The organism is Mesorhizobium sp. M0217, from assembly GCF_040321955.1.
Lineage (GTDB): Bacteria > Pseudomonadota > Alphaproteobacteria > Rhizobiales > Rhizobiaceae > Mesorhizobium.
Genome location: NZ_JAMYSN010000001.1, coordinates 454647 through 480470, shown reverse-complemented (window position 1 = coordinate 480470; position 25824 = coordinate 454647). Strand labels below are relative to the sequence as shown.

Below are 25824 nucleotides of genomic sequence, written 5' to 3'. Positions count from 1 at the left end.
TCGTTCGTAAGAGGGCCCTCGCTCATGACAGGGCCTCCGACAAGGCGGCCGACCATTCGGCAATGCGGGTTTCGAACACCGCCTCGTCAATGGCGACGGTAAGGTCGAAGCCGGGCGCCTCGACGAAATCGAGATTGGCCGCGCGTGGGCCGAGCGAAGCCTTCAGCGTCTCGAACAATGACAGCGGTCCGCGCACGGCGATGCGCACCGCCTCGCTGTCGCCGACGGCTTCGCGGATCGTGCCGGCAAGGGTTTCCAGCGAACGCTTCTGCAGATCGTCGCTGACAAGGCCGCCAATGATGCGCGCAATGGTGGCGCCGACGAGGTCGCTGACCTTGGCCTCCATGATCTCGATGCGGGCAGTGACGACCGCGCCGAGATCGCCGCCGAAACTTTCCAGAAAGGCCTTTGCTTCATCGGCGTTGGCCTGTCTCTGCGCCTCGAGCGCTGCCTGGTGGGCGATGGCAAGGCGGGCTTCAAGGGCGGCTTCGGCATCGATGACCGCTTCGGCGATCAGCGCGCCGATGTCGGCCTGCGGCGCCGACGTCTCCGGCCTTGGCTCGGCCATGGCGGCGAGCGAGGGCTGGCCGGCACGCTGGCTGCGTGCGCCGAAATCCGGCAAAAGGTCGAAAAGCGCTGCCGAGGCCATGGTCTATACCGCTGCTTCCTGGGCCGCCCATTTGCGCAGGATCTGCGCGGTGCGCTCCTCATTGATGTCGACCATGCGGGCAAGCCGCTCCTGCGGCGCCGGCCTGATCTTCTGACGAAGATCGTCGAGTGGAGTCGGGCCTGGGCGGCTGCCGGGCAAGGCAGCCGGCGCCTGTTCGGCGCTGGCGGCTTCGGGTGTCGGCAGTGAACGCTGGACGTCGTCGAAGCTCGGACCGGCAAGTGCCGGCGTCGGCCGCGCGCTCAGCGCGGTGGCCATCGGCCTCAGGCCGAAGAAGGCGACCAGGAACACCACGACGATGAAAGCGCCGGCGTTGATCATCGTACCGGCATGGGTTCCGATCGACGCCATTATGCCCGGCTGTTCGACCGCCTCGCCGTCGAGCCCGTCGATGAACTCGACGGCCGAGACATCGATGATGTCGCCGCGCTTGTCGTCGAAGCCAGTGGCCGAAGCCACCATCTTCTGGATGTCGGCAACGCGCTTGGCGATCTGCTCGGGCGTTGCGTCCTTGCCGAGGATGGTCATCAGCCGCTGCTGATTGACGACGACGGCGATCGACATCTTGGTGACGGAATAGCCGTTCGAGACTGTGGCGATCTTCTTGGAGTTGATCTCGTAATTGGTGATCTCCTCCTTGCGATCATTCTCCGATGACGTCTGCGGACCATCGGTGCTGGTCGCCTGGGTCTCGGGCAGGTTCTGCTCGACGGTGGCCGGGGTCGAGGCCTGCCTCTGATTGCTGTTTTCGTTGGCGCGCACCGACTGTACGGAACGCTCCACGCGTGACTCCGGATCGAAGATCGTCTCTTCGGTCTGGCGGGTGTCGGTGTTGACATCGGCCTTGACGCTGGCGCGGAAATTGTCGGGGCCGAGATAAGGCGTCAGCGCGCGGCGGATGTTGTCGCCGATCTGCGCCTCGACGGTCTGCTCGACGCCGAGCGTGCGGGCAGCACTTGTGTTGGAGGGATCGTCGCCGGCGGCGAGAAGGTTGCCGTTGGAATCGAGCACGGTAACCTTGTCGGCCGACAGGCCCGGCACGGCGGCGGCGACGAGATGGCGGATCGACATGGCGCTCTTTTCGGCGTCGATGCCGGAATAGCGGATGACCACCGAGGCGGAGGGTTGCTGTTCGTCGCGGCGGAAATTGGCGCGCTCGGACATGACGATGTGAACGCGGGCGGCCTTGATGCCGGATATCGACTGGATGGTGCGGGCGATCTCGCCTTCCAGCGCGCGCACGCGGGTGATCTGCTGCATGAAGGAGGTCAGGCCAAGAGAACCGACATTGTCGAACAGTTCGTAGCCGGCATTGGCGCTGGTCGGCAGGCCCTTTTCGGCGAGCAGCATGCGCGCCTGCGCGGTGGTGCCGGCCGGCACCAGCACGGAGGTGCCGTCGGAGCCGACGTCGAAGCCGATGCCGGCTTCGCCGAGCACCAGGCCGATCTGGTTCACGTCGGAGCGATCGAGCCCGACATAGAGCGTCTCATAGGCCGGGCGGTTGAGATAGACCGAGCCGATGCCGATGACGGCCATCACCAATGCGGCAATGCCGGCCAGCATGGCAAGGCGCCTGACGCCAAATGCCCTGAGATTCGAGATGATGCTCTGGATCTGTTGCGGCACGATTCAAGCGCTCCCAGCATGATATTCCGTGGGAACACTAGACCGCGAAGCTTGTGCGAAGATGATAGAGCATGTCGCCCGGAAGTGTGCAGCGGTTCCGGGTCAACGACATGCGTCAAAACACACCCATACAGGAAAGGGCCGCGCTGTTGGCGCGGCCTATTCAAGGAAGAGAAAGCCGGGTCAGGCTTACTGCTTGAACAGCGCCAGGATCGACTGCGAGTTGCCGTTGGCGATCGACAGCGACTGGATGCCGAGCTGCTGCTGGACCTGGAGGGCCTGCAGCCGCGTGGATTCCTTGTTCATGTCGGCGTCGACCAGCGCGCCGACGCCCTTGTCGATGGAGTCCGAGAGGTTCGACAGGAAGCTCTTCTGGGTGTCGATGCGCGACTTGGCGGCGCCGAGATAGGCGGCACCCGTGGACAGCTTGGCAAGCGCCGTTTCAACGGCGCCGAGTGCGGTGTCGATGGCCGCCGGGAGGACCTGGGTGGTGCTGGGATCGAAGAAGGTCGTCGCCAGCAGAGCGCCGACGATGCCGCCAGTGCCAGGAAGATCGAGAACCTGCGTGTCGGCCGCCTTGACGTCGATGGTGTCGATGGCGACGGTCGTGCCGGTGCGGTTATAGGACGCGACGATCTTCAGGTCGGAGGTCGCAGCAGCGTCGTTCTGCAGCAGGTTCGAGCCGGCATAGGAGGCGTTGGTGACCGACGACTTGATCTGGTCCTGGATGGCCTTGATTTCGGTCGCGATCTTCTGCTGGTCGTCCTTGCTGGCGCTGCGTGCAGTGACCAGCTTGGCCTTGATCAGGTCGACCTGGTCCTTGATGTCGGTGATGGCGGTGTAGGCGGTATCGACCTTGCCGGCGCCGAGGCCAAGCGCGTCCTGAACGGCCGAAAGCGCCTTGTTGTCGGACTTCATCGTGGTGGCGATCGACCAGTAGGCGGCGTTGTCGCTGGCGGTGGCGACGCGGTAGCCGGTCGAAATGCGTGACTGGGTGGTTTCAAGCTGCTTGTTGGTGTTGTTCAGGCTCTGCAGCGCGGTCAGAGCCGAAGCGTTCGTCATGATGCTAGCCAAGATATTTACCCCTTTTCAAACACTGGCGTGTCCCGAACACGCCGGATCAACTTCATCAAGGGGGTAGGCATAAGCCCATCGACCGTATGGTCTGCCCGCCATGGAATGGTTAACCATGACTACCGGGATATGGTTAACGGCCTGTTAAACCAAGCCATTCAGGGCGCTGGCCAAGAGCAAAAATCGGCAGCCATTCAGCAAGACAATCAACAGCCGCAAAAGAAATCGGGCCGCGCTGTTGGCGCGGCCCGACGGATGGTGTCAGTCGTAATGTCGAGAGATCAGCCGCGGAAGAGCGACAGGATCGACTGCGAGTTGCCGTTGGCGATCGACAGCGCCTGGATGCCGAGCTGCTGCTGGACCTGCAGGGCCTGCAGCCGCGTCGATTCCTTGTTCATGTCGGCGTCGACCAGCGCGCCGACGCCCTTGTCGATCGAGTCCGACAGGTTCGACAGGAAGCTCTTCTGGGTGTCAATGCGCGACTTGGCGGCGCCGAGCGAGGCAGCGCCGGTGGACAGCTTGGCAAGCGCGGTTTCAACAGTGCCGAGCGCGGTGTCGATGGCGGCGGGGGTAACCGCCGTGGTGCTCGGGTCGAAGAAGGCAGCGGCGAGCAGGCCGCCGACGATGCCGCCCGTGCCGGCGACATCGAGAACCTGCGTATCGGCTGCCTTGACGTCGATGGTGTCGATGGTGACGGTCGCGCCGGTACGGTTGTAAGCCGCAACGATCTTCAGGTCGGACGCAGCGGCAGCGTCGTTCTGCAGCAGGTTCGAGCCGGCGAAGTTGGCGTTGGCGACCGAGGACTTGATCTGCGCCTGGATGGCGTTGATTTCGGTCGCGATCTTCTGCTGGTCTTCCTTCGAGGCGCTACGGGCAGTGACCAGCTTGGTCTTGATCAGGTCGACCTGGTCCTTGACGTCGTTGATGGCGGTGTAGGCGGTGTCAACCTTGCCGGCGCCGAGGCCGAGGGCGTCCTGCACGGCCGAGTTGGCCTTGTTGTCGGACTTCATCGAGGTCGCGATCGACCAGTAAGCGGCGTTGTCGGAAGCGGTGGCAACGCGGTAGCCGGTCGAGATGCGGGCCTGCGTCTGCTCGAGGGATTTGTTGGTGTTGTTCAGGCTCTGCAGCGCGGTCAGCGCCGAGGCGTTCGTCATGATACTGGACATGGCTACTCGTACCTTGATTTTTACAGGGTGTTTTTGACATACCGGCTTTTCCGGTATGACGGAGCGGCATCATGCCAATGATCGTGAGACCCGATCACCCGCCATCTGCGAGCAATATGCGGGCAAGTCCCTACCAAAGGGCTAAACGGGACGGTTAACCGGAAATATATTGCATAAAACTTTAGCAAGGCGCCAACGGCGCGCGGACGGTCAGGTGAAGGAGCGCACCAGGCTGCCGACAAGCAGGTTCCAGCCGTCGATGAGGACGAAGAACAGGATTTTGAAGGGCAGCGAAACGACGGTCGGCGGCAGCATCATCATGCCCATGGCCATGGTGATGGTGGCGACGATCAGGTCGATGACGAGGAACGGCAGCACGATCAGGAAGCCGATCTCGAAGCCGCGGCGGATTTCGGAGATCATGAAGGCCGGCACCAGGATGCGCAGGTCGACGGTGTCCCTGGCAACGACCTGGCCGCGTTCGCGGGCGAGATCGGCGAACAGGTCGAAGTCCTTGTCGCGGACATTGTGCAGCATGAAGGTGCGGAACGGGTCCGAAATCTTTTCGAACGCCTCGGTCTGGCTGATCTGGTTGTCCATCAGCGGCTTGACGCCGGTGTTCCAGGCCTGGTCGAAGGTCGGCGCCATGACGTAGAAGGTCATGAACAGCGACAGCGAGATCAGGATCAGATTGGCCGGCGTCGACTGCAGGCCGATGCCGGCGCGCAGGATCGAGAAGGCGATGACGAAGCGGGTGAAGCTCGTCACCATGATCAACAGGCCCGGCGCCACCGACAGCACGGTGATCAGACCGAACATCTGGATGATATAGCCGACGGTGGCGCCGTCGGCCTTGCCGATGCCGCCGAGATCGAGCTGCTGGGCGGCGGCGACAGAGGTGGCGGCGACGACGATCGCGGCGGCGAGGACGAGTTTTCTCATTCGAGCAGCAATGTCCTGATCAGAACCTGTTTGGCATGGCCACCGCTGCGGATTGCGGCGCGCTCCTCGAGGTCGGCTTTCAAATGCTGGTAGCCGCTGGCGCCTTCGATCTGATGCATCTTCAGGGTGCGGACCATGGCAAGCAGGTCCTGGTGAATGCTTTCGGTAAGTTCCGGCGGCTGCGGCGCATCGTAGACCACCGACGCTTCCAGCCTTATCCAGGTGTCGGCAGGCGAAGCCAGATTGGTGGTGATCGGCGCCAGCTGGACAAGCGTCGGCCCGGTGCCGGGCGCATGTTCGGCCGCCTTGCTCGGTTGCTCGGCGTTGGACTGGTTCTCGGGCGCGGCGGGCACCGGCACCGGTCCCCCGACGCCCTTCAGATAGCCGCCGGACATCCAGCCCATGCCGATCGCGGCGCCCGTCATCGCCAGCAGCATCGCAAGCTGGATGACAAGCGACGGGCCCTTTTTTTGCTGAACCTGTTCGACATTTGCCACGGCGCCGTTCTCCAGTCCTAAAAGGGGAGGACTTGGTCGAGGATCTGCTGACCGTAAGCGGGCTGCTGGATTTCGCTGACGCGGCCGCGGCCGCCATAGGAGATGCGCGCCTCGGCGATGCGTTCATAAGAGATGGTGTTTTCAGCGCCGATATCGGATGGACGCACCATGCCGGCGATGGTCAGCACCCTGAGCTCGTAATTGACGCGCACCTCCTGTGAGCCCCGGATCATCAGATTGCCGTTGGGCAGGACTTCGGTGACGACGGCGGCGACGTTGAGCTCGAGGTTCTCCGAGCGCTTGATTTCGCCGTCCGCATTGGTTTCGGTGGTGGAGCTCAGCCCCGCGTCGCCCTTGCCGCTGGTGGTGGCACCTTCCCATCCGAGGTTGACGTCATAGCCGAGCTTGCGCCCGGCGGTGCGGCTGCGGTCGTTCTGGTTCTTGAAGTTGGCCTTGTCGTTGAGCTTGATCCTGACGGTGAGGATGTCGCCATCGCGCAGCGCGCGTGGGTCGGTGAACAACCGGCTCTGGCGATCATCCCACAGCGAGAATTTCTTCACTGGCGCGGGTGGCGTTTCGGGATAGGAGTAGGGCGCATTGACGCTGCCGGTAATGCCGGCGCCAACCGGCGACAGCGCCGGCTCCCTGCCGATCTCCCTGGGGTCGGAGGCGCAGCCGGCAAGTGAAGCGGTGGCGACCAGGGCGAGTATATGCGACTTCATGACGGGTCTACCCTTCGCGCCGCGCTGGCCATAATGCCGGTGAGCGTGGCTGCCGCCTTCTGGTCCATTTCGTTGAGAATGACGCCGGCCTTGCGCGAATCGAGTTTCATCAGGATGGCGGCGGCGAGATCAGTGTTGACCATGGCCAGGCGCTCGGCCGCGGCATCCGGTTTCATGCCGGCATAGATCTTGACGACGCCATCCTCGGCGCGGGCCAGGAAAACTTCACGCCGCTTCAGCCATTGCTCGTATTCGGCGCGCTTGTCGTCCAGCGCCTTCATGCGCTGGTCGATGCCAGCCTGCAACTGCTTCAACTCTTCGGCCTGCAGCGCGTAACGGCGGTCGCGGGCGGCGTCGGCGATGTTGGAGCAGAAGCGCTGGATCTCGCTTTCATCGGGCACCTTCTCGCGGACCAGCTGCTGCATTGCCGCCGGCTGTTGCCCGCCAGGCAGAACCTGCCGCACCGCTTCTTCCGCGCGGACAGTGCCGCCGGCAAGGACGGTGGCGGCGATGACGCAAGCTGCCAAGGCCGCGCTTCGGCGGTGCTGCTTTTGGGAAAAGAAATCGATCATCGGCATGGCCTATTGGAGAACCAGATCGGCCTGCAAAGCGCCGGCCGACTTGATGCCTTGCAAAATGGCAATGATGCCGTCCGGCTTGACGCCGAGACGGTTGAGGCCCGACACCAGCGTTTCGAGGTTCGGTCCGTCGAGCACATTGACGCGGGCGTCAGGCCGCGTGGCATCGATGGTGGTGAAGGGTTCCTCCGCTGTCACGCCCTTGGAGAACGGTTCCGGCTGGACGATCTTCGGCTGTTCGGTGATGCGCACGGTGAGCGTGCCGTGGCTGATCGCCACCCGCGAGATCTTGACCTCGTTGCCGATGACGATGGTGCCGGTGCGTTCGTCGATGACGACGCGTGCCGGCGTGTCGGTCTCGACCACCAAATTCTCGATCTCGGCGTAGAAGCGCGCCGCCGAAACATTCTTCGGCCGCCTGATCTGCACGGTACGTGCATCGCGCTCCGCCGCCACGCGCATGCCGAAGCGTTGCGAGGTGTAGCCGTTGATGGCGTCGGCGATGCGAACGGCAGTGGAGAAATCGGGGTTGCGCAATTGCAAGGTGAGCAGCGCCTGGTCCTCGAATTCGGCGCGCACCGTGCGCTCGACGATGGCGCCGTTGGGCACGCGGCCGGCCGTCGGCACGCCCTGCGTCAGCTTTTCGGCATCGCCCTGGGCAGTGAAGCCGGAAACGATGACCGAGCCTTGCCCGACAGCATAGATTTCGCCATCGGCCGCCTTCAGTGGCGTCATTATCAGCGTGCCGCCGGCAAGCGATGTGGCGTCGCCCATCGAGGAGACGTCGATGTCGATGCGGGCGCCCGACTGCACGTAAGGCGGCATGTTGGCGGTGACGATGACGGCGGCGACGTTCTTGGCCCGCGCGCTGCCGCCTTCGGTGGCGATGCCGAGATTTTCGAGCATGGCGCGGATCGACTGTTCGGTGAAGGGCGAATTGCGCAGGCTGTCGCCCGATCCGGCGAGGCCGATGACGAGGCCGTAGCCGACGAGCTGGTTGTCGCGCGAAGCCTGCAGCTGCGCAATGTCCTTGATGCGCGATGCGACCTGGCCGGGTGGCAGAGAGCTTGGGCCGTTGGAGACCCTGAACATGCGGTTGGTGGTGGCCGGATCATATTCGGGATCGACAAAGGCGCCGCCATTCTGGCCGGCAAGATCGCGCTTTTGCTTCGGCGTAAGACCGTCGGCCAGCGCCGGCTGCAGGCCGACAACGGTCGCGAGCAGAAGGGCAGCTCCGCGTCTCATGACGCGCTGACCCGGACGGTGCCGTCCGCCATCACCGTGCCGGAAAAGATCTTGCCGCTGTCTGTGTTGCGGACCTTGATCAAATCGCCGGCGGCACCCGGCTGCAGCGACACCGCCGTAGCCGAAATGGTGAGGTCGCCGGCGATGAAATAGACCTGCACGGCGGCGCCCTGTTCGACCAGCCAGGCGTCGCGGATGGCGGCGGCCGGGATGTAGCGGCCGGGCAGCAGCGTGCGCTTGGCGACCTTGCCCTGGAGTTCCATGGCCTGCGTGGCGACCGCATCCGGCCTGTGCTTTCCGGGGAGCAGCGTCACCGGTTTCAGCACGCCGGTGTCGATCATCTCGCCGGGATAAATGACCCGGTTGGGGATCAGAACGATCTCGCCGGTTGCCTGACTGCTCGCGACGTGGGTGCTGGTCTGCTGGTCTGCGCTCTCCTGGGCAAACGCCGGCACACCGCCGGCTACCAGCGCGAGCATCAGCGCGGTGCGGCAAAGCGCGGAGCGGGAGGCCGGAGAGAGCATCAAACCTTACCTGATGTTCTTGGACACGACGGAGGCCATGTCGTCGGCGGCCTGGATGACCTTGGAGTTCATCTCATAGGCGCGCTGCGCCGAGATCAGCTCGGTGATTTCCTTGACAGGATCGACGTTGGAGGCCTCGAGATAACCCTGCTCGACCGAGGCGAAGCCGGGATCGCCGGGCACGCCGACATTGGCCGGGCCCGAGGCCGGCGTTTCCTGGAACAGATTATCGCCGAGCGGCGCCAGGCCGGCTTCATTGGCGAAGTTGGCGAGTTGCAGCTGGCCGAGCAGCTGGAGGTCGGTCTGGCCGTCGATGCGGGCAAAGACCTGGCCGGTCTTGTTGACCACGACTTCGATGGCATCGGTCGGCACGGTGATGGCCGGGATGACATTGGCGCCGTCGACGGTCACCAGCTGGCCGGTGGCGTTGGTGTTGAAGGCGCCGGCGCGGCTGTAGAGTGTGCCGCCGTCGGCGCCCTCGATCTGGAACCAGCCTCGGCCGGTCAGCGCCATGTCGAAACTGTTGCCGGTCGAGGTCAGTTCGCCCTGGGTATGGACGTTGCGCACCGCCGTCGTCTTGACGCCAAGGCCAATCGACACGCCTTCCGGCACCAGCGATGAATTGGAGCGGTTGGGCACGCCCTGCGTGCGGTCGACCTGGTAGAGCAGGTCGGAGAATTCGGCGCGCGCGCGCTTGTAGCCGGTGGTGTTGATGTTGGCGATGTTGTTGGCGATCACTTCCAGATTGGTCTGCTGGGCATTCATGCCGGTCGCTGCGATGGCGAGTGCTTTCACGGCAAGTCTCCTCAGATGCCCATACGGCTGATTTCGAGATAGGCGGAGACGACCTTGTCGCGGATGGCGATCGTGGTCTGCAGGGCCTGCTGGGCGCTCATGACGGCGTCGACGACCTGACGGGTATCGGCGTCGCCCTTGAGCGCCTGGATCGAGACCTGCTCGGCGTTGTGCAAGGTGTTGACGGTCTTTGAAGCAGCCTGGCTCAGCGCTTCGGCGAAGGTGGCGCCGATTTCGCTGCCGGCCATCGGCGCCCTGGTGCCCTGGAACAGGTCGGTCGGGGTATCGGCGCCACCGATCTCCGGCTTGAGGGGAAGCGATCCGATACCGCCAATGCCGCTGATCATTACTGGTTCCTCATCAGGTCGATGGTCATGGAGATCAGATCACGCGCCTGCTTGATGACCTGAAGGTTGGCTTCGTAGGAGCGGTTGGCCTCGCTCATGTCGGCCATCTCGACCAGCACGTTGACATTGGGCATCTTGACGTAGCCCTTGTCGTCGGCGGCCTCGTTGCCGGGCTGGAATTCGACGGGAAAGTCGCTGGGGTCGCGGTCGATGGAGTTGACCTCAACTGTCGTGCCACCGGAGGCACGGTCGAGTTCCGAGACGAAACTGATGGTCTTGCGGCGATAGGGGTCAGCGCCCGGGGTGTTGCCGGTCGACTGCGCGTTGGCGAGATTTTCCGAGACGACGCGCAAGCGGTCCGACTGGGCGCTGAGGCCGGACGCGGCGATCTTGAGGGCTGAGGTCAAGGCGTCCATGGTCAGCTCTTCACCGCCATCATCATCATCGAATGGAAGGCCTTGACGATCGCGGTGTTGAGTTCAAACGAGCGGCGGACCTCGCCGGCCTTCATCAGTTCGTTCTCGACCACGACCGTGTTCTTCGAGGGCATGATGGCGCCGGTCGTCTCTTCTGGCTTGACCGTGAAGCCGGCATTAGTGGCGGCAGTGCCGAGGTGGCCTGCCTGGGTGGCGGTCAGCGACACTGCCGTGCGGTCGAGCACCTTCTCAAACGGCTCGACATCGCCGGCGGTGTAGCCCGGCGTGTTGACGTTGGCGATGTTGCCGGCAATGGCCGACTGGCGCACCGACAGCCATTGCGACTGCTTGGCGGCGAGATCGAAAAGATTGACGGGCTCCATGGGGATCTCCGGGCTGGTACGTACAAGACTAGGCTGCCAGTCTTGCGCGGACCTTGCGCGGCTCGGGGGTAAATCCGGTGTGCCGCTATTTGGAGAGTTCGATCACCTGGTCGGTGCTGGTGACCATGACCCACTTGCCGCCCCGTTGCTCGATCGACGAGACGACGCTGGTATCGGGCAGCTTCGAGCCGCGCTGGACGATCCACAGGCCGGCATCGTCCTCGATCATGGCGCGGCCATTGGCGACATGAACCATGCGAAATTTGGCGTCCGCCGGGAAGGGCTGCTCGTCGACGCCGGGAGGCTGGGTCTTGTCCTCGGGGTCCTGCAGCGTGCCGGTGGCGAACAGGTCGACATCGGGAACATCGTTTGCCGTCAGCGGCTGACCGCTGTTCTCCATCTGCGAGCCGCCGCTGACCCGCCCTGCATTGGTGCCGCTGCCGCCGAACTTGATCGCCTGCACGCCGAACTGGTCCTGATTGAAGAAGATATACCAGGGAAACAGCGCGCAGATCAGGCCAAGCGTGATGCCGAGCGCGGCAAAGACGATATCGCTGCGGCGGTCGGATTTCTTGTCGAGCCTGGGATATTGCGGCCTTGGCGGCTGCGGCCATTCGGTGACCGGGAACAGCCCGTCGAGAAGCGAGTCACGACTGGTCTCGATCGCTTCTTTGGGGCCGGCGCGAGGGGTCCTTGGCAATTCAGGCTTGACGACGCTGGGCAAGGCAGGCTCGGCCAAGCGAGGCACAGTGGACTCGACTACGCTGGCTACCCTGGGCAAGAATGGCCTGGCGGCCCTGGCCAGAATGGCCTCAGCCTTGGCGGCCTTGTCGAGATCGGCCTTTGCCCTGACAGCTCTCGCTTCGTTGGCCCGGGCTTCCTCGGCGGCACTGGCCTCTGCGATCATCTCGCGCAAAAGCCGCTCGGTGTACTGAAGCTCAGTCTCCTGCATCGACACTTTGCTTGCCTTTCAGATGACGGGCGAGGTCGGAGAATGCGTCGCTCGAGGCGCGATCCCTGGGCGACTGCGTCAGCGCCTCGTAGATCAGCGGCACCTGGCGCACGGCAATATCGAGCTCGGCATCGGCGCCGCCCTGATAGGCGCCGAGCAGGCGGATGTCGCGCGTGTCCTCGAAGCGCGAGATCATCGACTTCAGCCTGGTCACCAGCATGCGTTGCTCGGGGCTCCATGCCTTGTCGGCGAGGCGCGAGATCGACGACAGCGGATTGACCGGGGGGTAGCGGCCCTGTTCGGCAATGGCGCGGTCGAGCACGACATGGCCGTCGAGAATGCCGCGTACCGAATCGGCGACCGGGTCGTTGTGGTCGTCGCCGTCGACCAGCACCGAGATGATGGCAGTGATTGATCCCTGTCCTTTGATACCGGGGCCTTCAGCGCCCGGGCCAGCGCGTTCGAGCAGCTTGGGCAGGTCGGTGAAAACCGAAGCGGGATAGCCGCGGGCGACCGGCGGCTCGCCGGTGCCGGTCGCTACCTCGCGCAGCGCATGGGCAAAGCGGGTAATCGAATCCAGCACCAGCAGCACGCGATGGCCCTGGTCGCGAAAATGTTCGGCAACGCGCATGGCGGTATCCGGCGCGCGCCGGCGCATCATGGCGCTCTCGTCGCTGGTAGCGACGACGGCGACCGTCTTGGCCATGCTCTCTGCGCCGATCGTGTCTTCGAGGAATTCGCGTACCTCGCGGCCGCGCTCGCCGATCAGCGCCACGACCACGGTGTCGAAGGCGTCGGCGCCGGCCAGCATGGCGAGCAGCGTCGACTTGCCGACGCCGGAACCGGCAAAGACGCCGAGGCGCTGGCCGAGGCAGAGCGGCGTGAAGATGTCGATGACCTTGACCCCGGTCGTGAAGGCGGTGCCGACGCGCTGCCGCGCCATGGCGCCGGGCGTTGTGCCGTCGCCGCTCGCAGCCTCGCCGATCCTGATCAGCGGCGGGCCGCCGTCGATGACGCGGGTCAGCGCGTCGATGGCGCGCCCACGCCACGAAGCATGCGGCGTTACCGTCAGCGGGCCGCGGCGAAACACGGCGTCGCCGATGCCGGCGTCGGCGCTGCGTTCGAAAGGGGCGATGACGACTTCGTCGCGGCCGATCCTGACGATCTCGCCGCGGCGCGTGCCGGCATTGCCGCGCTGTTCGACGAGGTCGCCAAGCCTGGCGACTTCAGACAGGCCGCGCACCTTGTAATGCGTTGTCGAAACCTCCGAAACACGGCCGCCGCGCCGCAGCAACGTCTCGGTGTCATCGAAGCGGCGCCAGATCCGCTCCAGCGCAGCCAGCCGGTTTTCCGGTGCTGTCTCCGGTTGCCGTTCAAGCGCGCGTATCGATGATTTGCTGCTCGACATGCTGCTACGACTTGGAGCCGAGCGTCTTGATGGCGTCGTCGGTCGAGGCATCGGTCTGGCGCATCAGCGCCGCCGTGTTCTCGAAGGCGCGCTGGACCATGATCAGGCGCGTCATCTCCAGCACCGGATTGACGTTGGATTCCTCGACATAGCCCTGCGCGACGCCGAGATCGGAACGGTCGGTGACCGGCTCCGGCGCACGCGCGGGCACGATGCCAGAATTGCCGTAGCGGACGAAATTCGGGCCGGGATCGAAATTGAACAGGCCGATGGCGCCGACGAGCTTGTCGCCCTGGCGCAGCGAGCCGTCGGCGCCCGCCTTGGGTGGGCCGTCGCGCGGGTCGAGCTGGATCGGCGCACCGCCGGCGTCGAGCACCGGATGGCCTTCGAGCGACATCAACTCGCCGTTCTCGTTCATCGAAAAGCGTCCGTCGCGCGTCATCACGGTGCCGGCCGGGGTGTCGATGCCGAACCAGGCATCGCCCTGGACGGCGAAGTCGAACGGGTTGCCGGTCTGCGTCATCGCGCCATGCGCGCCGGACAAATAGGTCTTGCCGGAGGAGGCGAAGGACACCGATTTGGGGCCGCTGCCGGAGACGACATCCTCGAACTTCACGCCGGTGGCGCGAAAGCCGATGGTCGAGGCGTTGGCGACATTATCGGCGATGGTGTCGAGACGGCGCTCAAGCGCGATCTGCGAGGAAAGGGCGACGTAAAGGCTGTCCTGCATGGTGTTCTCAGAATCTCAGTTTCTGCATGGCCATCATCAGATCGGTCGAGATGCCGACGGTGGTCGGCTGCGCAAACAGCACACCGATCGATGTCTGGGCGGTCGAGGTCGGATGATTGATTTCCCAAAGGCTGGTGAAGCGGGTGAGGAATTTCTCGAGCTTGGCCGGGTCGGTGAAATCGGTGAGGTCGAGCTTTGCGTCGAAGGCCTGCGCCTGCTTGTCGATATCTGCGGCAGCGAAGGAATCGGGCAGGCCGATGGCGGTGCGTACCACGCTGGCCAGGGCCGTGTCGGCCAGCACGTCGTACCAGTTGGTGATGGTCGAGGCCTTGCGCTCGAAATAGAGCGCCAACCGCACGCCCTCATTGGCCTTGCCGGCGTCTTCTTCCAGGGTCTGGCGCATGTATTTGTCGACCACCGGCTGCTGCGACGGGCTGCGGGTCGTTGCCGCTTCGCCGTAGGCCTCGAAATTCAACGAGGTGGCGAGCCTGGCATAGGCCTTGTTGGAGAGCTTGTTGGCGACACTGGCGGGATCGCGGACACCGCCCTCAAGGACATCACGGACGAGATCCTTGTTGGTGGTCGCCGGATCGAGCCCGCTTGCGGACAGAGCATAGTTATAAAGGCGGCTGTCGGCCATCAGGTCGTCGACCGATTTCACCTTGGTGATGTTGGCGAGGTAGTAGCTGGTCTCGGCCTGGACGGCGTCCGCATTCGGCTTGATGAGGCCAAGACTGGACTCGGTCGTGTAGAGCTTCGGCGTGGTCTTCAGCACCGCGTCGCGCGTGATCGTCTGATCGCCATACTGGGCAAAATCAAAGGCGCTGACGAAGTTGGCGTAGCTCTTGTCGGTCAACAGGTTGGCGGGACTCAACGGATCGGTGACGCCGCCATTGACCATGGTGCGGATCTGCTTCGTCGTCTGGGTCGATGCATCAAGCCCATAGGCAGCCATGGCGAAGGTCAGCAGGCGCTTGTCCTTCAGCAGGTCTTCGATGGACTTCACCTTGGAGATGTTGGCTGCGTAGTAGTCGGCCTCGCCCTTGATGTATTGCGCGGTCGGCTTGACGAGCAACAGTCCGGTTCCGCCGATCACAGCCTTCGGCACCGCCTGCTGGACGGCGTCGCGCGCCGTAGCCTGGTCGCCATATTGGGCAAAGTCGAAAGCCGCGACGAAAGCCGCATAGCCCTTGTTTGTCGACGTGTTTGCGGGGCTGTTCGGGTCGGTGACGCCGCCTTCCAGCATGGCCCGCACGGTCGCAGCCGGCTCGGCGTCGGCGTCCAGGCCGAACGCGGCCATCGCATAGGTGAGCAGGCGATCGTTGCCCATCAGGTCGTCGATCGATTTTACGTTGGAAATGTTGCTCAGGTAGTACGAGGTTTCGCCCTTGTAGTAGGTGAAGCCGTTCTGCGAAGGGCCGACCGAGACCTGGAGACCATAATTGTTGGTCACGCCCTGCTGTGCCGAATTGTAGCTCGTGGCATTAGCGCCAAGTGCGGCGAAATTGAAGGCCGACACGAACTCGGCATAACGCTTGTCGCTCAGTTTGTTGGCGAAGCTGTCGGAATCCGACACCCCTTCCTTCAGGGCTTTGACCATGAAGGCCTTGGCGTAAGCCATGTCGCCGAGACCGAAGGCTTTCATGGCATATTTGAACAGCCGGTCGTTCTTGACGAAATCGTCGATCGATTTCACGCTGCCGATGTTCGCGAGATAGTAGTCGGTGTCGCGCTTGGTGATCGGCTCCGCCTCGATGCGGTCGATCGCCTTGGGGATGTCCCTGGCGATGAGCTGGTAGCTGGTAAAAGTGCTCAACACGACATGCCTCCGGTCGCAGCTTCAAAAGCAAGACTATGCGGACTTGCTTGCGCGAGGCTGAATCGCCTCACCTTGCATGATTCAAGCCTCACACAAGGCACGGGGGCTATCGGTTAGGCCTGACGTGATGCGGAAGGATCTGGCGTGGGCATTCTGATCGGACTTGTGGTGACGCTCGGCTGTGTTCTCGGCGGCTTCATGGCGATGGGCGGCCATCTGCATGTGCTGATGCAGCCTTGGGAAGCGGTGGTCATCTGTGGCGCCGCACTTGGAACCTTTCTCGTCGCCAACCCGATGAAGACGGTCAAGGACACCGGCAGGGGTATCCTCGAAGCGTTCAAGCAGGCGGTGCCGAAAGAGCGCGACTATCTGGAGACGCTGGGCGTGCTGCACAGCCTGATGCGCGAACTGCGCTCGAAGTCGCGCAGCGAGGTCGAGGCGCATATCGACAATCCGGAGGAGTCGGCAATCTTCCAGGCGTTCCCGACCGTGCTCAAGAACCACGACCTGACGAATTTCATCTGCGACTACTGCCGCATCATCATCATCGGCAATGCCCGCTCGCATGAGATCGAGGCGCTGATGGACGAGGAAATCCAGACCATCAAGTCCGACAAGATGAAGGCTTACCATGCGCTGGTGGCGGTGGGCGATGGTCTGCCGGCGCTCGGCATCGTCGCCGCCGTGCTCGGCGTGGTCAAGGCGATGGGCGCGCTCGACCAGTCGCCCGAAATCCTCGGCGGCCTGATCGGCGCTGCCCTTGTCGGAACCTTCCTCGGCATCTTCCTGTCCTATGCGGTGGTCGGGCCGGTCGCCACCAAGATCAAGACGGTGCGCGAGAAGAAGAACCGCCTCTATATCATCGTCAAGCAGACGCTGCTTGCCTACATGAACGGCGCCCTGCCGCAGGTGGCGATCGAGTTCGGTCGCAAGACCATCTCGTCCTATGAGCGGCCGACGATCGATGCCGTCGAGCAAAGCACGATGAACACAGCTTCCGCCGAGAAGAAAGCGGCTTGAGCCATGCATGACGACAGACAGGACCGCACGCCGTCATGACAAGTCCTGGCAGCCCCTCGCAAGCCCGCTCGCTGATCATTGAGCGTCTGGTCGGTGACAGCGGTGAGGCCGCTCATGTCATCGGCACCGGGCGCTCGATGGGCGAGCGCGCCCTGCCGCTGCTGCAGAAGAGCCTGGCCGGCGAACTCGGCGCACCGGTCACCGTCGACCTGCGCGCGGTCGAGATCAGCCGTGTTCCCGATGCCCGCACGAATGCCGGCGATGCCTTTGCCATGGCCATCATAGCATCGCCGACGTCTTCGGATGCGATGACGCTGGTGGCTGATGCGCCGGCCATCGCCGTGATGGTGTGCGCGCTGTTCGGCGGCGATCCGGATCAGCCGGTTTCGCCGATCGAGCGCGCTCTGTCGCAGATCGAGACCGATGTCGCGACCACGGTCTTCCAGGAAGTTGCGCAGGCGTTGAACGGATCGGGCCGGCGCTCGCTCGAGCTGCGGCTGCCGGTGCCGCGGGCGCTTTCGGGCAGCGAAGCCAAGCGTCGCGTGCTGCGCGATGGCGCGGCGGTGCGCATCGTCTTCGGCATCTCGACGCCGACCGACAGCGGAACGGTCACGGTGATGATCCCGCAGCGCATTCTGCTTGCCACACGCGGTATCGCCGATGTCCACGACAGCGAAGGCACGACCTCCGACTGGCGGGCACGTTTTTCCGAAGAAGTGATGCGCTCGACGGTGACGCTCGAAGCGACCATGCCGCTGGCCCGCCTGACGCTCGGCGATCTCGCCGGTTTCGAGCCAGGCCAGGTCATCGAGTTCGAGGAAACCGCGCAGTCGCAGGCCAAGCTGAGCGCGCGCGACAAGACGCTGTTTGTCTGCGAGTTCGGTAAACTCGGGCAGAACTACACCGTCCGGATCAGGCATCCTTACGATGCCGGTCAGGATTTTATCGATGGGCTCATGCCGGGCTGACGCCGGGCAAGCCCAAGCATTTGGAGACGACTGATGGCCAAGACCAAGGTGGAAGCCAATATCGACCAGCCGGACGAACAGCTCGACCGCGCCATCGAGGAATTGCGCGGCGTCCTCCAGGAGGAGGAAAAGCGCCCCGACGCCGCCTTGCGGGCTGCCACGTCCGGCGCCAATTCCAACATCATCATGAGCATCCCGGTCGATGTGCAGATCATCCTCGGCAGTACGGAAATGCCGGTGTCGGACCTGATGGCGCTGCAGAAGGGCTCGACGGTGGCGCTCAACCGGCGCATCGGCGAACCGGTCGATGTCGTGGTCAACGGCCGCAAGATCGCGCGCGGCGAGATCACCGTGCTGGAAAGCGATCCGTCGCGCTTTGGCATCAGGCTGACCGAAATTATCGCGGCGACCAAGGGCGCTTGAGCAATGAATGACATGCGGTCTCAGCAGGAGCGGATGCCATGACGACGCCGGTGACGCTCACGCGCCCGCAAAAGGCCGCCGCCATCCTGGTGGCGATGGGCAAACCTTCGGCCAGCCGGCTGCTGAAATTCTTCAAGCAAGAAGAACTGAAGGCACTGATCGAAGGGGCGCGGCTGCTGCGCACCATTCCGCAAAGCGACCTCGAACGCATCGTTGCCGAATTCGAGGCCGAGTTCACCGAAGGTGCGGGCCTGCTCGATTCCGCCGACCGGATGGACACGATCCTCAATGAATCGCTGTCGCCCGAAGAGATGAGCGCCATCATGGGCGACAAGCGCTTCGAGGTTGCGCCGGAAGGGCCACCGCCGATCTGGCCGGAGCTGGAAAAGCTCGAACCGACGCGTCTGGGCACATTCCTTGCCGCCGAGCATCCCCAGACCGCGGCCATGGTGCTGTCGAAGCTTGCGCCGCAAGCCGCCGCCAACATTTTGCTGACCATGGAAAAGCCGATGCGCAGCGAGATCATCAAGCGCATGGTGACGATGGCGACCATTCCGGACGCGGCCACCAGGATCATCGAGAACCAGCTGCGCGCCAGCGTGCTGGCGCAGACCGCGACCAAGGATATCTCGGCGGGACAGGCGCGCGTCGCCAGTATGCTCAACGAGATGGACAAGCCTCAGTTGGAAGAGGTCATGCAGGATCTGGAAGAGGCCGGCACGCCGGACCTCGGCGGTGTTCGCTCCAGGTTGTTTGCCTTCGACGATCTGCCGCTTTTGACGCAGAAGGCGAGGGTACTCCTTTTCGACGGGCTGTCGACCGAACTGATCACGCTGGCGCTGCGCGGTGCGGCGCCCGCATTGACGGAATCGGTGCTGTCGGCGATCGGCGCACGGTCGCGGCGCATGATCGAGTCCGAGCTCGGCCAGGGCTCGGAAGGCATTCAGCTTGCCGACATCATGACGGCGCGCAAGAACATCGCGGTGGCGACAATCCGGCTTTCGCGCGAGGGGGCTTTCGAACTGCCCTCATCGCAGCAGAGCGAAGCGGCTTAACGCCGAGCGCTGAATGGCTGAAGCGGCGGACAAAGACTCCAAAACCGAAGACGCGACCGAAAAGAAGATCCGCGACACCGTCGAACAGGGCAAGCTGCCCCATTCGCGAGAGGCCGCACTTCTGGCGTCCTTCATCGCCATACTGGTGTTCACCGTCTTCTACGCCAAGGACGCGGTCGTTGATCTCGGCATGTTCCTGTCGATGTTCCTGGAAAAGCCCGAGGCGTGGCCGATGGACACCGAGACCGACGTCATCGCGCTCTACAAGACCGTGATGATGGAAATAGGCAACGCCGTCGTCAGCCTGCTGGTGCTGCTGGTGGTGGCCGGCATCGGCGCCTCGGTGCTGCAGAACATGCCGCAAGTCGTCGGCGAGCGGATCCGGCCGCAACTGTCGCGCATCTCGATAGCCAAAGGCTGGACCAGGATGTTCGGCATTCAGGGCTGGGTCGAGTTCCTGAAATCGCTGGGCAAGCTCGGCTTCGCCAGCATCGTGCTCTACTTCACGCTATCGCAGGACTACCGCCAGCTCCTGGCCGGCATGATCACCAACCCCGTCGCTTTCGGCCTCGTCATCAAAAGCATCACCGTCGACATATTGGTGGCGATCGTCTTCGTCATGGGGCTGATCGCGGCGGTCGACGTCGTCTGGTCGCGCTTCCACTGGAAGCAGGATCTGCGGATGACCAAGCAGGAGGTCAAGGACGAGTTCAAGCAGTCCGAGGGCGACCCGATCATCAAGTCGCGGCTGCGCTCGCTGGCGCGCGACCGGGCGCGCAAGCGGATGATGACGGCGGTGCCGCGCGCGACGCTGATCATCGCCAATCCGACGCACTTTTCCATCGCGCTCAGATATGTCCGCGACGAGGATTCAGCACCCATGGTGCTGGCCAAGGGCCAGGACCTTGTGGCGCTCAAGATTCGCGAGATTGCCAAGGAGCACAACATCCCGATCTTCGAGGACGTGGCGCTCGCCCGCTCCATGTACAAGCAAGTTTCGGTTGATAGCGTGATCCCGTCGCAATTCTACCAGGCCGTCGCCGAACTGGTGCGGATCGTCTACTCCAAAAAGGCTGAGCGGAGACAAATTTCATGAACCGCCAACCGCACGCAAAATCCCGCGAACTCATCGTCGCCAAGGCCATCGAGCAGGTGGTCGACGAGTTGCGGCTGATCGACGTCGCCGACTACATCGCCTTCATCCGGCTCGAGCATTTCGCTTGCCTGTCGGATCTGGTGGATTCGGCTGTGGAGCTTTTTTTCCTCCCAGGCACGCTCAGGCTCGGCCATGGCGGAGAGGCACATGTCGACTGGAGCGGCAGCCCGCGCATCGTGCTCGATCTCGAGCTTCGGCCGCCGGGCGTCACCGTCTATTTCCAGCTGACGCTGAGCGAGGAGAGGTCTTCGGTCGCGGTCAACTATGTGTCGTTCGAAAAGCCCGGGGAAGACCCCGAGCACAACACCGCTTTGCTGGAGACGGTGATCGAAGAGGCGCGAATCCGCAGGACCGAGCCGCTCGCCTATCGCTGATCTTTTGTCTTACTCCAACTGCCAGACGCGATCACTCGATCAGCCCCAGCCGCAGCGCCTTGGCCACCGCCTGGTTGCGGTTGACCGCGTTGAGCTTCTGCGTCGACTGGGTGAGATACTGGTTGGCGGTGTGGACCGACAGCTTCAACAGCCTGGCGATCTCTTCGCTGGTGTTGCCGTTGGCGGTCAGCTTCAGGCACTCCAGTTCACGCTTGGAGATCGACCGCATCCGGCCGGCATCGTTCGGACGAATGCGGGCGACGGCGGCGAACAGCGAAAAACAGCGGGCGTGGATTTCGTAGAGCGTGTCCTCCGGCAAAGCGATCGTCGAGCCGAGGAACACCACCAGCCCGCAATGGCCGCGATCGGCATGGACGGGAAAGCCAATGCCGTTGGTGCCCGGCGCCAGCGGCTCCGTCCGCTCCGCCCAGGCGAGGTTCTTGAAGACGGCGTCCGAGCCGGCGATGCCGTCATCGGCCCACCAGCGCGGCGCTGTCGAGGCGCCGCTGTGGCGAACCATCTCCTCACCGTTGGCGCCGGCAATGAATTTGGTTGTCACCGCGGTGGCGGGATAGTCGGAATCGAAGCTCGGCACCAGGCGCGCCCGTTCCGGCGAGGGGCTGACGAAGTAGAGGCCAAACGCCGACGCGTTGATGTCGACGGCGATCCAGCGGCAGCGGCGCACCGCGTCCGGGATGGTAACGGCATGGTGCGTCTCGGAACCGATGGAGAAGGCGCCGAACGGATTGCGCTGCTCGTTGAAAAGGGCTTCGGCCGCCGCCTTGATGTCAGCATGTTTCAAATGATGCCGCTCCTGATCGCCGTGGCGATGGCCATCGCGCGGTTCGACGCCGCGAATTTCTGGATGGCGTGGGTGATGTAGCTGTTGACGGTGTTGGACGAGACCCCGAGGATCACTGCGACCTCATCGGTGGTTTTGCCTTCAGACACCCAGAACAGGCATTCGCGCTCGCGGTCGGACAGCGGGTCCTGCATGGCGACGGCGGCGATCAATTGCGGGATGGCGGACAGCGCGTAACAGCACTTCAACTGAGCCTTCATCAGCGCCGGCTGGTCGATACTGCCGGCCTCGGCCGCCGAGAAAAGCGCAAACAGCCGCTGGCGGCCGACATTGAGCCGCAGTGAATAGACTTCGGCATGTCCAAGCACGTCGAGCAGGCGCGCCTCTTCGCCTGTGAGCAGTCCGCCGGCGTCGGGTGCCGCGGCGGCGACCAGGGGCCTCGGGCGGATGCCAGGTGCAACGGTCAGCGGTCCCTGGGCAAGGCCGGCGATCAGCCGCTTGCCGATCAGTTCAATGGCGTCGAAGATCCAGTTGGATGAGACGATGCGGGCGTCGTTGCGGTCCTGGTCGTGGACGATGGCGACGAGCATGTAGCTGTCGGCGCCGATCTCGGCGGCAAGCTGCATGAAAAAGGAGGTGAGATCGCCGCGCGATTCGAGGCGCGAGCCTAACGTATCGGATTGGAGAAGCGCGGCGGAACTGCTCATTGGATGCTTTGGTTGTATGTCATGGCCGGAGTCTTTTCTTGAGCCCGGACGCTGGGGTTAGCAGCGGCCGAACTTGAAGACGCATCACGTTTACGAAGCACTCACACGGCGCGGCGGTCGCGCTGATCGCCGAATCCATTCAGGGAACGCGAAGCCGTCCGCGTCTGGTGCCGGTCATTGGCCGGAACTTGAGACTTTGGGTGGTCGCCGCGCCCCCCAAGGACCGGCTGATTCGGGTCTAATCTACCCGCAGATGAATCCGACATCAAACGCGATTTGACAAAATCAATATTATTGGACTCAAGCGACTCAGGGGCTGCTTTCGCGGCCTTTTCCGCCGCAAAAGGCCTGAAACGCCGACACGAAAAAGCCAGAGGGTGTTGCGATACTGCCGTATCGAGGGCCGATCGATTCCGATAGGGTCTCGGCAGCCGGCAGGGGTGGGCATCCCTTCGGTCATACGGCGGATTTGGCGGCGCTTGCTCGCGGCCATCAGCATCGGGGGTCATGATGAAGCAGGTTTTCCTGGCGTTCACGGTGGTGCTTGCGGCTCTTGCCGGCATGGCAGCGCCCGCCAAGGCTGAGCCGACCGTTACCTATGCGCTCGACAACGGGCTGCAGGTGGTGCTGGTGCCCGACCATCGCGTGCCGAAGGTGGTGATGAACCTGCGCTACCGCGTCGGGTCGATGAATGAACCCGCGGGACGCTCGGGCTTTGCGCATCTGTTCGAACATCTGATGTTTTCCGGCATGCCGGCCTGGCCGAACGTGTTCGGCGCGCACGCCGCGCTCGGCAACGAGATCAATGCCTGGACCACCGAAGACGGCACGGTTTATTACGTCGACGGGCTGTCGTCGTCACTGCCGATGATCTTGTCGCTGGAGGCCGACCGCATGGCCAATCTCGGCCGCTCGGTGACTCAGGCCAAGCTCGATCTGCAGCGCTCGGTGGTCAAGAACGAGATGCGCCAGAACGTGCTCGACAAGGCCGGCGCATCCGGCTGGGAAGCTTTCTGGTCCGGGCTGTTCCCGAAGCCGCATCCCTATAGCCGCATGGTCATCGGCTCGGTCGCCGATCTCGATGCGGCGACGCTCGACGATGTCAGGGGTTTCTTCAACAGCTACTATCTGCCCAACAATGCGGTGTTGGTGCTGGTCGGCGACTTGGAGATCGACGACACCAAGGCGCTGATTGCCGACACGTTCGGCCGCGTGGCGCGCGGCGCCGATGTGGCGCGGCCCGCCGTGCCGGAACCGACGCAGGCCCGGCTCAAGCTGGTGCTCGAGGATCGCGTGCCAAGCCCCATCGTTGTGGTCGGCTTCAGTGGCCCGGTGGCGCAGTCGCCCGACAATGGTGCGCTCAGCATTGCCGCCGAACTGCTCGGCAACGGCGAATATGGTTTTTTGCGCAACCGGCTGGTTTCGCAGTTGGGCATTGCCACCTATGCCAGCGCGAGCTGGACCGGCGGTCTGCTCGGTGGCCGCTTTACCTTCGAGGCGGGTGCCGCCGAAGATGTGGCGCCGGAAGCGCTGGAAAGCGCGATGAAAACGGCGTTTGCGGATTTCCTGAAGACCCCGCTCGATCCGGTCGATGTCGAGCGTGCGCGCACCGGCATCTTGCAGGCAGCGCGGCTCGGCAGCGAAGCATTGAAGGATCGCGCCGGCGTCGTCTCCTACAATGCCGACGTGCTCGGCGATGCGCAGAGCGCGCTGGTCGACGACCCGCGGGTGAAGGACGCCAGCGTGGCGGATCTCGAGGCAACGATGAAGCGGCTGTTGAAACCGGAAGACGCCAGCGTGCTGGTGCTGAAGCCCGGCCCGCGCGGCGGCTATCCCGATGCACTGATCGGCTCGTCCGGCACACCGCAGCCGTTCACCGCGCCGGAGCGAGCGGCGATCGACATTCCGAAGCATGCGGCCGGGCAAGCGCCTTCGGCAACACTGCCCGCCATGGAAACGGCGACGCTCTCGAATGGCATCAAACTCGTCCACTACACAATGCCGGAAGCGCCGATGGTCTATGTCGCGGCCAGTGCCGCCGGCGGCTGGAACAGCGTGCCGGAAGGCAAGGAGGGATTGCTGGAACTTGCAGCAAGCATGGCGACACGCGGGGCCGCCGATCGCGGCTCGGCTGATTTCGCCAAGGCGGCCAGCGACATCGGCGCCGGCGTCAGCCACCAGGCCGGAACGCTGGCCACGATGATGACGCTTGGCGTGCCGCCGGAAAAGCTCGACCAGGGTATTGGGCTGCTCGCCGACGCGGTACTGAAGCCTCGTTTCGACAAGACCGAATGGACGGTGCTGATGGCGCAGACGGTCGACTGGCTAAACGGCCGCGAGGCGGATCTGCCCGGCGTTGCCGGCCGCATGGCAAAGGCGACGCTGATCCCGCAGGTGCCGGGCAAGGCAGCGGTGGACTGGTCGGCAAAGGCGCTGGCCTCGATCTCGCTCGACGAGGCGAGGGACGCATTCAAGGCGGAGTTCACGCCGAAGGCGGTGACCTTCTACAGCGTCGGCCCGATGCCGGTCGCGACCGTCGCCGCCAGCCTTGAAAAAGCATTTGGCGCGTGGACAAGCGACACCGCCGGCTATGCCGTCGAGCCGTCGCCGGCGGCGCATTTCAACGGGGGACAGAAAGTGCTGCTGGTGCCCGAACCCGGCGCCAGCCAGTCGGCGCTGTTCGTGGCGCGGCCGGCGCCCGGCACCGACGAGAGCGAGCGCGCTGAATCGACCGCGGTCTCCAACCTGCTTGGCGCCGATTTCTCCAGCCGGCTGAATTCGGTGATCCGCGAGGAGAAGGGCTACTCCTATGGCGTGTCGAGCTATCTGATGAGCCCGATGAAGGCCGGCTCGGGATTGGTCGTGGCAACCACCGTCGAGCGCGCCAACACCGGGCCGGCGATTACCGAAATCCTGAAAGGATTTGCCGGCCTGACAACCTTGCCGGTAGCGCAGGACGAGGTCGACCGCACGGTGACCGTCTATCGCCGGGCGCTGGCTGGATCGGCCGAGACGTCGGCTGGTCTGTTCTCCTCGCTGATTGGCGCGGTCGGCAGCGGATCGACGCTGGAGGACCAGCAAACCCGCATGGCGGCGCGCACAAAGCTGACGCTCGATGCGGTTCAGAAACAGGCGCTGGCCCTGGCGTCGCTCGATCCGTCGCTGATCGTGGTGGCGGGCGACCCCGATGTGGTGATGCCGCAGCTTGCCGCGATCGGCCTCAAGGACGTCGAGATCGTCAAGCGTGACGAGGCTGGCGAAGACACGGCGATGCGGGCGCTCGATCTTCTCGGGGGCAATCGCCAGGCGCCGCTGTCTGCCTCGCCGTGGCGGGTTGGCGATGGCGGCACGACACGCGCGGTGCACGCCTGCGCCGGCGACAGGGATTGCGGCGCGCAGATCCACGCCGACTGATCGATACGAGGCGG

27 protein-coding genes are annotated in these 25824 nt (G+C 64.0%); 7 read left to right on the top strand and 20 right to left on the bottom strand.

Annotation, left to right across the window (positions count from 1 at the left end; all coding sequences use genetic code 11):
* Window positions 1–22 precede the first annotated feature (22 nt).
* The 18 genes from NKJ18_RS02385 to NKJ18_RS02300 form a co-directional block, all read right to left on the bottom strand.
* Window positions 23–649: a hypothetical protein gene (locus NKJ18_RS02385; protein ID WP_023686351.1), complete on the bottom strand. Its 627-nt coding sequence runs from the start codon at window positions 647–649 to the stop codon at window positions 23–25.
* Window positions 650–652: 3 nt separating this feature from the next.
* Window positions 653–2293: a flagellar basal-body MS-ring/collar protein FliF gene (fliF, locus tag NKJ18_RS02380; RefSeq protein WP_023686350.1), complete on the bottom strand. Its 1641-nt coding sequence runs from the start codon at window positions 2291–2293 to the stop codon at window positions 653–655.
* 189 nt (window positions 2294–2482) lie between these two features.
* Complete coding sequence (locus NKJ18_RS02375) at window positions 2483–3367, bottom strand: flagellin N-terminal helical domain-containing protein (RefSeq protein ID WP_023683302.1); 885 nt, start codon at window positions 3365–3367, stop codon at window positions 2483–2485.
* Window positions 3368–3648: 281 nt separating this feature from the next.
* Complete coding sequence (locus tag NKJ18_RS02370; RefSeq protein WP_023683303.1) at window positions 3649–4533, bottom strand: flagellin N-terminal helical domain-containing protein; 885 nt, start codon at window positions 4531–4533, stop codon at window positions 3649–3651.
* 210 nt (window positions 4534–4743) lie between these two features.
* The gene (gene fliP / locus NKJ18_RS02365; protein ID WP_023686348.1) at window positions 4744–5475 is read right to left on the bottom strand and encodes a flagellar type III secretion system pore protein FliP; all 732 of its coding nucleotides are present in this window, start codon (window positions 5473–5475) and stop codon (window positions 4744–4746) included.
* Complete coding sequence (locus NKJ18_RS02360; RefSeq protein ID WP_023686347.1) at window positions 5472–5972, bottom strand: flagellar basal body-associated FliL family protein; 501 nt, start codon at window positions 5970–5972, stop codon at window positions 5472–5474. The genes fliP and NKJ18_RS02360 overlap by 4 nt, the downstream gene beginning before the upstream one ends.
* 17 nt (window positions 5973–5989) lie before the next feature.
* Complete coding sequence (gene flgH / locus NKJ18_RS02355; RefSeq protein WP_023686346.1) at window positions 5990–6694, bottom strand: flagellar basal body L-ring protein FlgH; 705 nt, start codon at window positions 6692–6694, stop codon at window positions 5990–5992.
* A complete protein-coding gene (locus NKJ18_RS02350; RefSeq protein WP_031195437.1) occupies window positions 6691–7272 on the bottom strand; it encodes a MotE family protein in 582 nt (193 codons plus the stop codon). The genes flgH and NKJ18_RS02350 overlap by 4 nt, the downstream gene beginning before the upstream one ends.
* A gap of 3 nt (window positions 7273–7275) precedes the next feature.
* On the bottom strand, window positions 7276–8517 hold the full coding sequence (locus tag NKJ18_RS02345) for a flagellar basal body P-ring protein FlgI (protein ID WP_023683306.1): 1242 nt from the start codon (window positions 8515–8517) through the stop codon (window positions 7276–7278).
* On the bottom strand, window positions 8514–9041 hold the full coding sequence (gene flgA / locus NKJ18_RS02340) for a flagellar basal body P-ring formation chaperone FlgA (protein WP_023686344.1): 528 nt from the start codon (window positions 9039–9041) through the stop codon (window positions 8514–8516). Before flgA ends, NKJ18_RS02345 begins: the two co-directional genes overlap by 4 nt.
* A 6-nt stretch (window positions 9042–9047) precedes the next feature.
* Complete coding sequence (gene flgG, locus NKJ18_RS02335; RefSeq protein ID WP_023686343.1) at window positions 9048–9836, bottom strand: flagellar basal-body rod protein FlgG; 789 nt, start codon at window positions 9834–9836, stop codon at window positions 9048–9050.
* A gap of 11 nt (window positions 9837–9847) precedes the next feature.
* The gene (gene fliE, locus NKJ18_RS02330; RefSeq protein WP_352757757.1) at window positions 9848–10183 is read right to left on the bottom strand and encodes a flagellar hook-basal body complex protein FliE; all 336 of its coding nucleotides are present in this window, start codon (window positions 10181–10183) and stop codon (window positions 9848–9850) included.
* Window positions 10183–10599, bottom strand: coding sequence for a flagellar basal body rod protein FlgC (flgC, locus tag NKJ18_RS02325; RefSeq protein WP_023686341.1), 417 nt, complete (start codon window positions 10597–10599; stop codon window positions 10183–10185). Before flgC ends, fliE begins: the two co-directional genes overlap by 1 nt.
* 2 nt (window positions 10600–10601) lie before the next feature.
* Window positions 10602–10982, bottom strand: coding sequence for a flagellar basal body rod protein FlgB (gene flgB / locus NKJ18_RS02320; protein ID WP_023683310.1), 381 nt, complete (start codon window positions 10980–10982; stop codon window positions 10602–10604).
* 85 nt (window positions 10983–11067) lie between these two features.
* Window positions 11068–11934 carry a hypothetical protein gene (locus NKJ18_RS02315; RefSeq protein WP_023673646.1) on the bottom strand — a complete coding sequence of 289 codons (867 nt, stop codon included), beginning with the start codon at window positions 11932–11934 and terminating at the stop codon, window positions 11068–11070.
* Window positions 11921–13342 carry a flagellar protein export ATPase FliI gene (gene fliI / locus NKJ18_RS02310; protein WP_352757756.1) on the bottom strand — a complete coding sequence of 474 codons (1422 nt, stop codon included), beginning with the start codon at window positions 13340–13342 and terminating at the stop codon, window positions 11921–11923. Before fliI ends, NKJ18_RS02315 begins: the two co-directional genes overlap by 14 nt.
* Before the next feature lie 4 nt (window positions 13343–13346).
* Window positions 13347–14072, bottom strand: a complete 726-nt coding sequence (gene flgF / locus NKJ18_RS02305; RefSeq protein WP_023671749.1) for a flagellar basal-body rod protein FlgF — start codon at window positions 14070–14072, stop codon at window positions 13347–13349.
* Between the two features lie 7 nt (window positions 14073–14079).
* Window positions 14080–15891, bottom strand: a complete 1812-nt coding sequence (locus tag NKJ18_RS02300; RefSeq protein WP_352757755.1) for a DUF1217 domain-containing protein — start codon at window positions 15889–15891, stop codon at window positions 14080–14082.
* Between the two features lie 144 nt (window positions 15892–16035).
* Here NKJ18_RS02300 and motA point away from each other — a divergent pair, with 144 nt between their 5' ends.
* The 6 genes from motA to NKJ18_RS02270 are packed head-to-tail and all read left to right on the top strand — an operon-like array spanning window position 16036 to window position 20887.
* On the top strand, window positions 16036–16911 hold the full coding sequence (motA, locus tag NKJ18_RS02295) for a flagellar motor stator protein MotA (protein ID WP_023671751.1): 876 nt from the start codon (window positions 16036–16038) through the stop codon (window positions 16909–16911).
* Window positions 16912–16946: 35 nt separating this feature from the next.
* On the top strand, window positions 16947–17879 hold the full coding sequence (locus NKJ18_RS02290; RefSeq protein ID WP_023683478.1) for a FliM/FliN family flagellar motor switch protein: 933 nt from the start codon (window positions 16947–16949) through the stop codon (window positions 17877–17879).
* A 33-nt stretch (window positions 17880–17912) separates the two neighbouring features.
* Window positions 17913–18302, top strand: a complete 390-nt coding sequence (gene fliN, locus NKJ18_RS02285) for a flagellar motor switch protein FliN (RefSeq protein ID WP_023683477.1) — start codon at window positions 17913–17915, stop codon at window positions 18300–18302.
* A gap of 38 nt (window positions 18303–18340) precedes the next feature.
* Window positions 18341–19357: a flagellar motor switch protein FliG gene (locus NKJ18_RS02280; RefSeq protein ID WP_023683476.1), complete on the top strand. Its 1017-nt coding sequence runs from the start codon at window positions 18341–18343 to the stop codon at window positions 19355–19357.
* A gap of 13 nt (window positions 19358–19370) precedes the next feature.
* Window positions 19371–20453 (top strand): flagellar biosynthesis protein FlhB, encoded by a 1083-nt coding sequence (gene flhB, locus NKJ18_RS02275; protein WP_023683475.1) that lies wholly within the window; start codon window positions 19371–19373, stop codon window positions 20451–20453.
* Window positions 20450–20887 carry a BspJ family T4SS effector nucleomodulin gene (locus NKJ18_RS02270; RefSeq protein WP_023671756.1) on the top strand — a complete coding sequence of 146 codons (438 nt, stop codon included), beginning with the start codon at window positions 20450–20452 and terminating at the stop codon, window positions 20885–20887. Before flhB ends, NKJ18_RS02270 begins: the two co-directional genes overlap by 4 nt.
* Window positions 20888–20918: 31 nt before the next feature.
* Here the strand turns inward: NKJ18_RS02270 and NKJ18_RS02265 are convergent, their stop codons facing one another.
* Together NKJ18_RS02265 and NKJ18_RS02260 are read right to left on the bottom strand one after the other, a co-directional pair.
* Window positions 20919–21689, bottom strand: a complete 771-nt coding sequence (locus NKJ18_RS02265) for a helix-turn-helix transcriptional regulator (RefSeq protein ID WP_023683474.1) — start codon at window positions 21687–21689, stop codon at window positions 20919–20921.
* Window positions 21686–22396: a helix-turn-helix transcriptional regulator gene (locus NKJ18_RS02260; RefSeq protein ID WP_023683473.1), complete on the bottom strand. Its 711-nt coding sequence runs from the start codon at window positions 22394–22396 to the stop codon at window positions 21686–21688. Before NKJ18_RS02260 ends, NKJ18_RS02265 begins: the two co-directional genes overlap by 4 nt.
* Window positions 22397–22903: 507 nt before the next feature.
* Between NKJ18_RS02260 and NKJ18_RS02255 the strand changes: the two genes are divergently transcribed.
* Window positions 22904–25810, top strand: coding sequence for a M16 family metallopeptidase (locus tag NKJ18_RS02255; protein ID WP_352757754.1), 2907 nt, complete (start codon window positions 22904–22906; stop codon window positions 25808–25810).
* Window positions 25811–25824 lie beyond the last annotated feature (14 nt).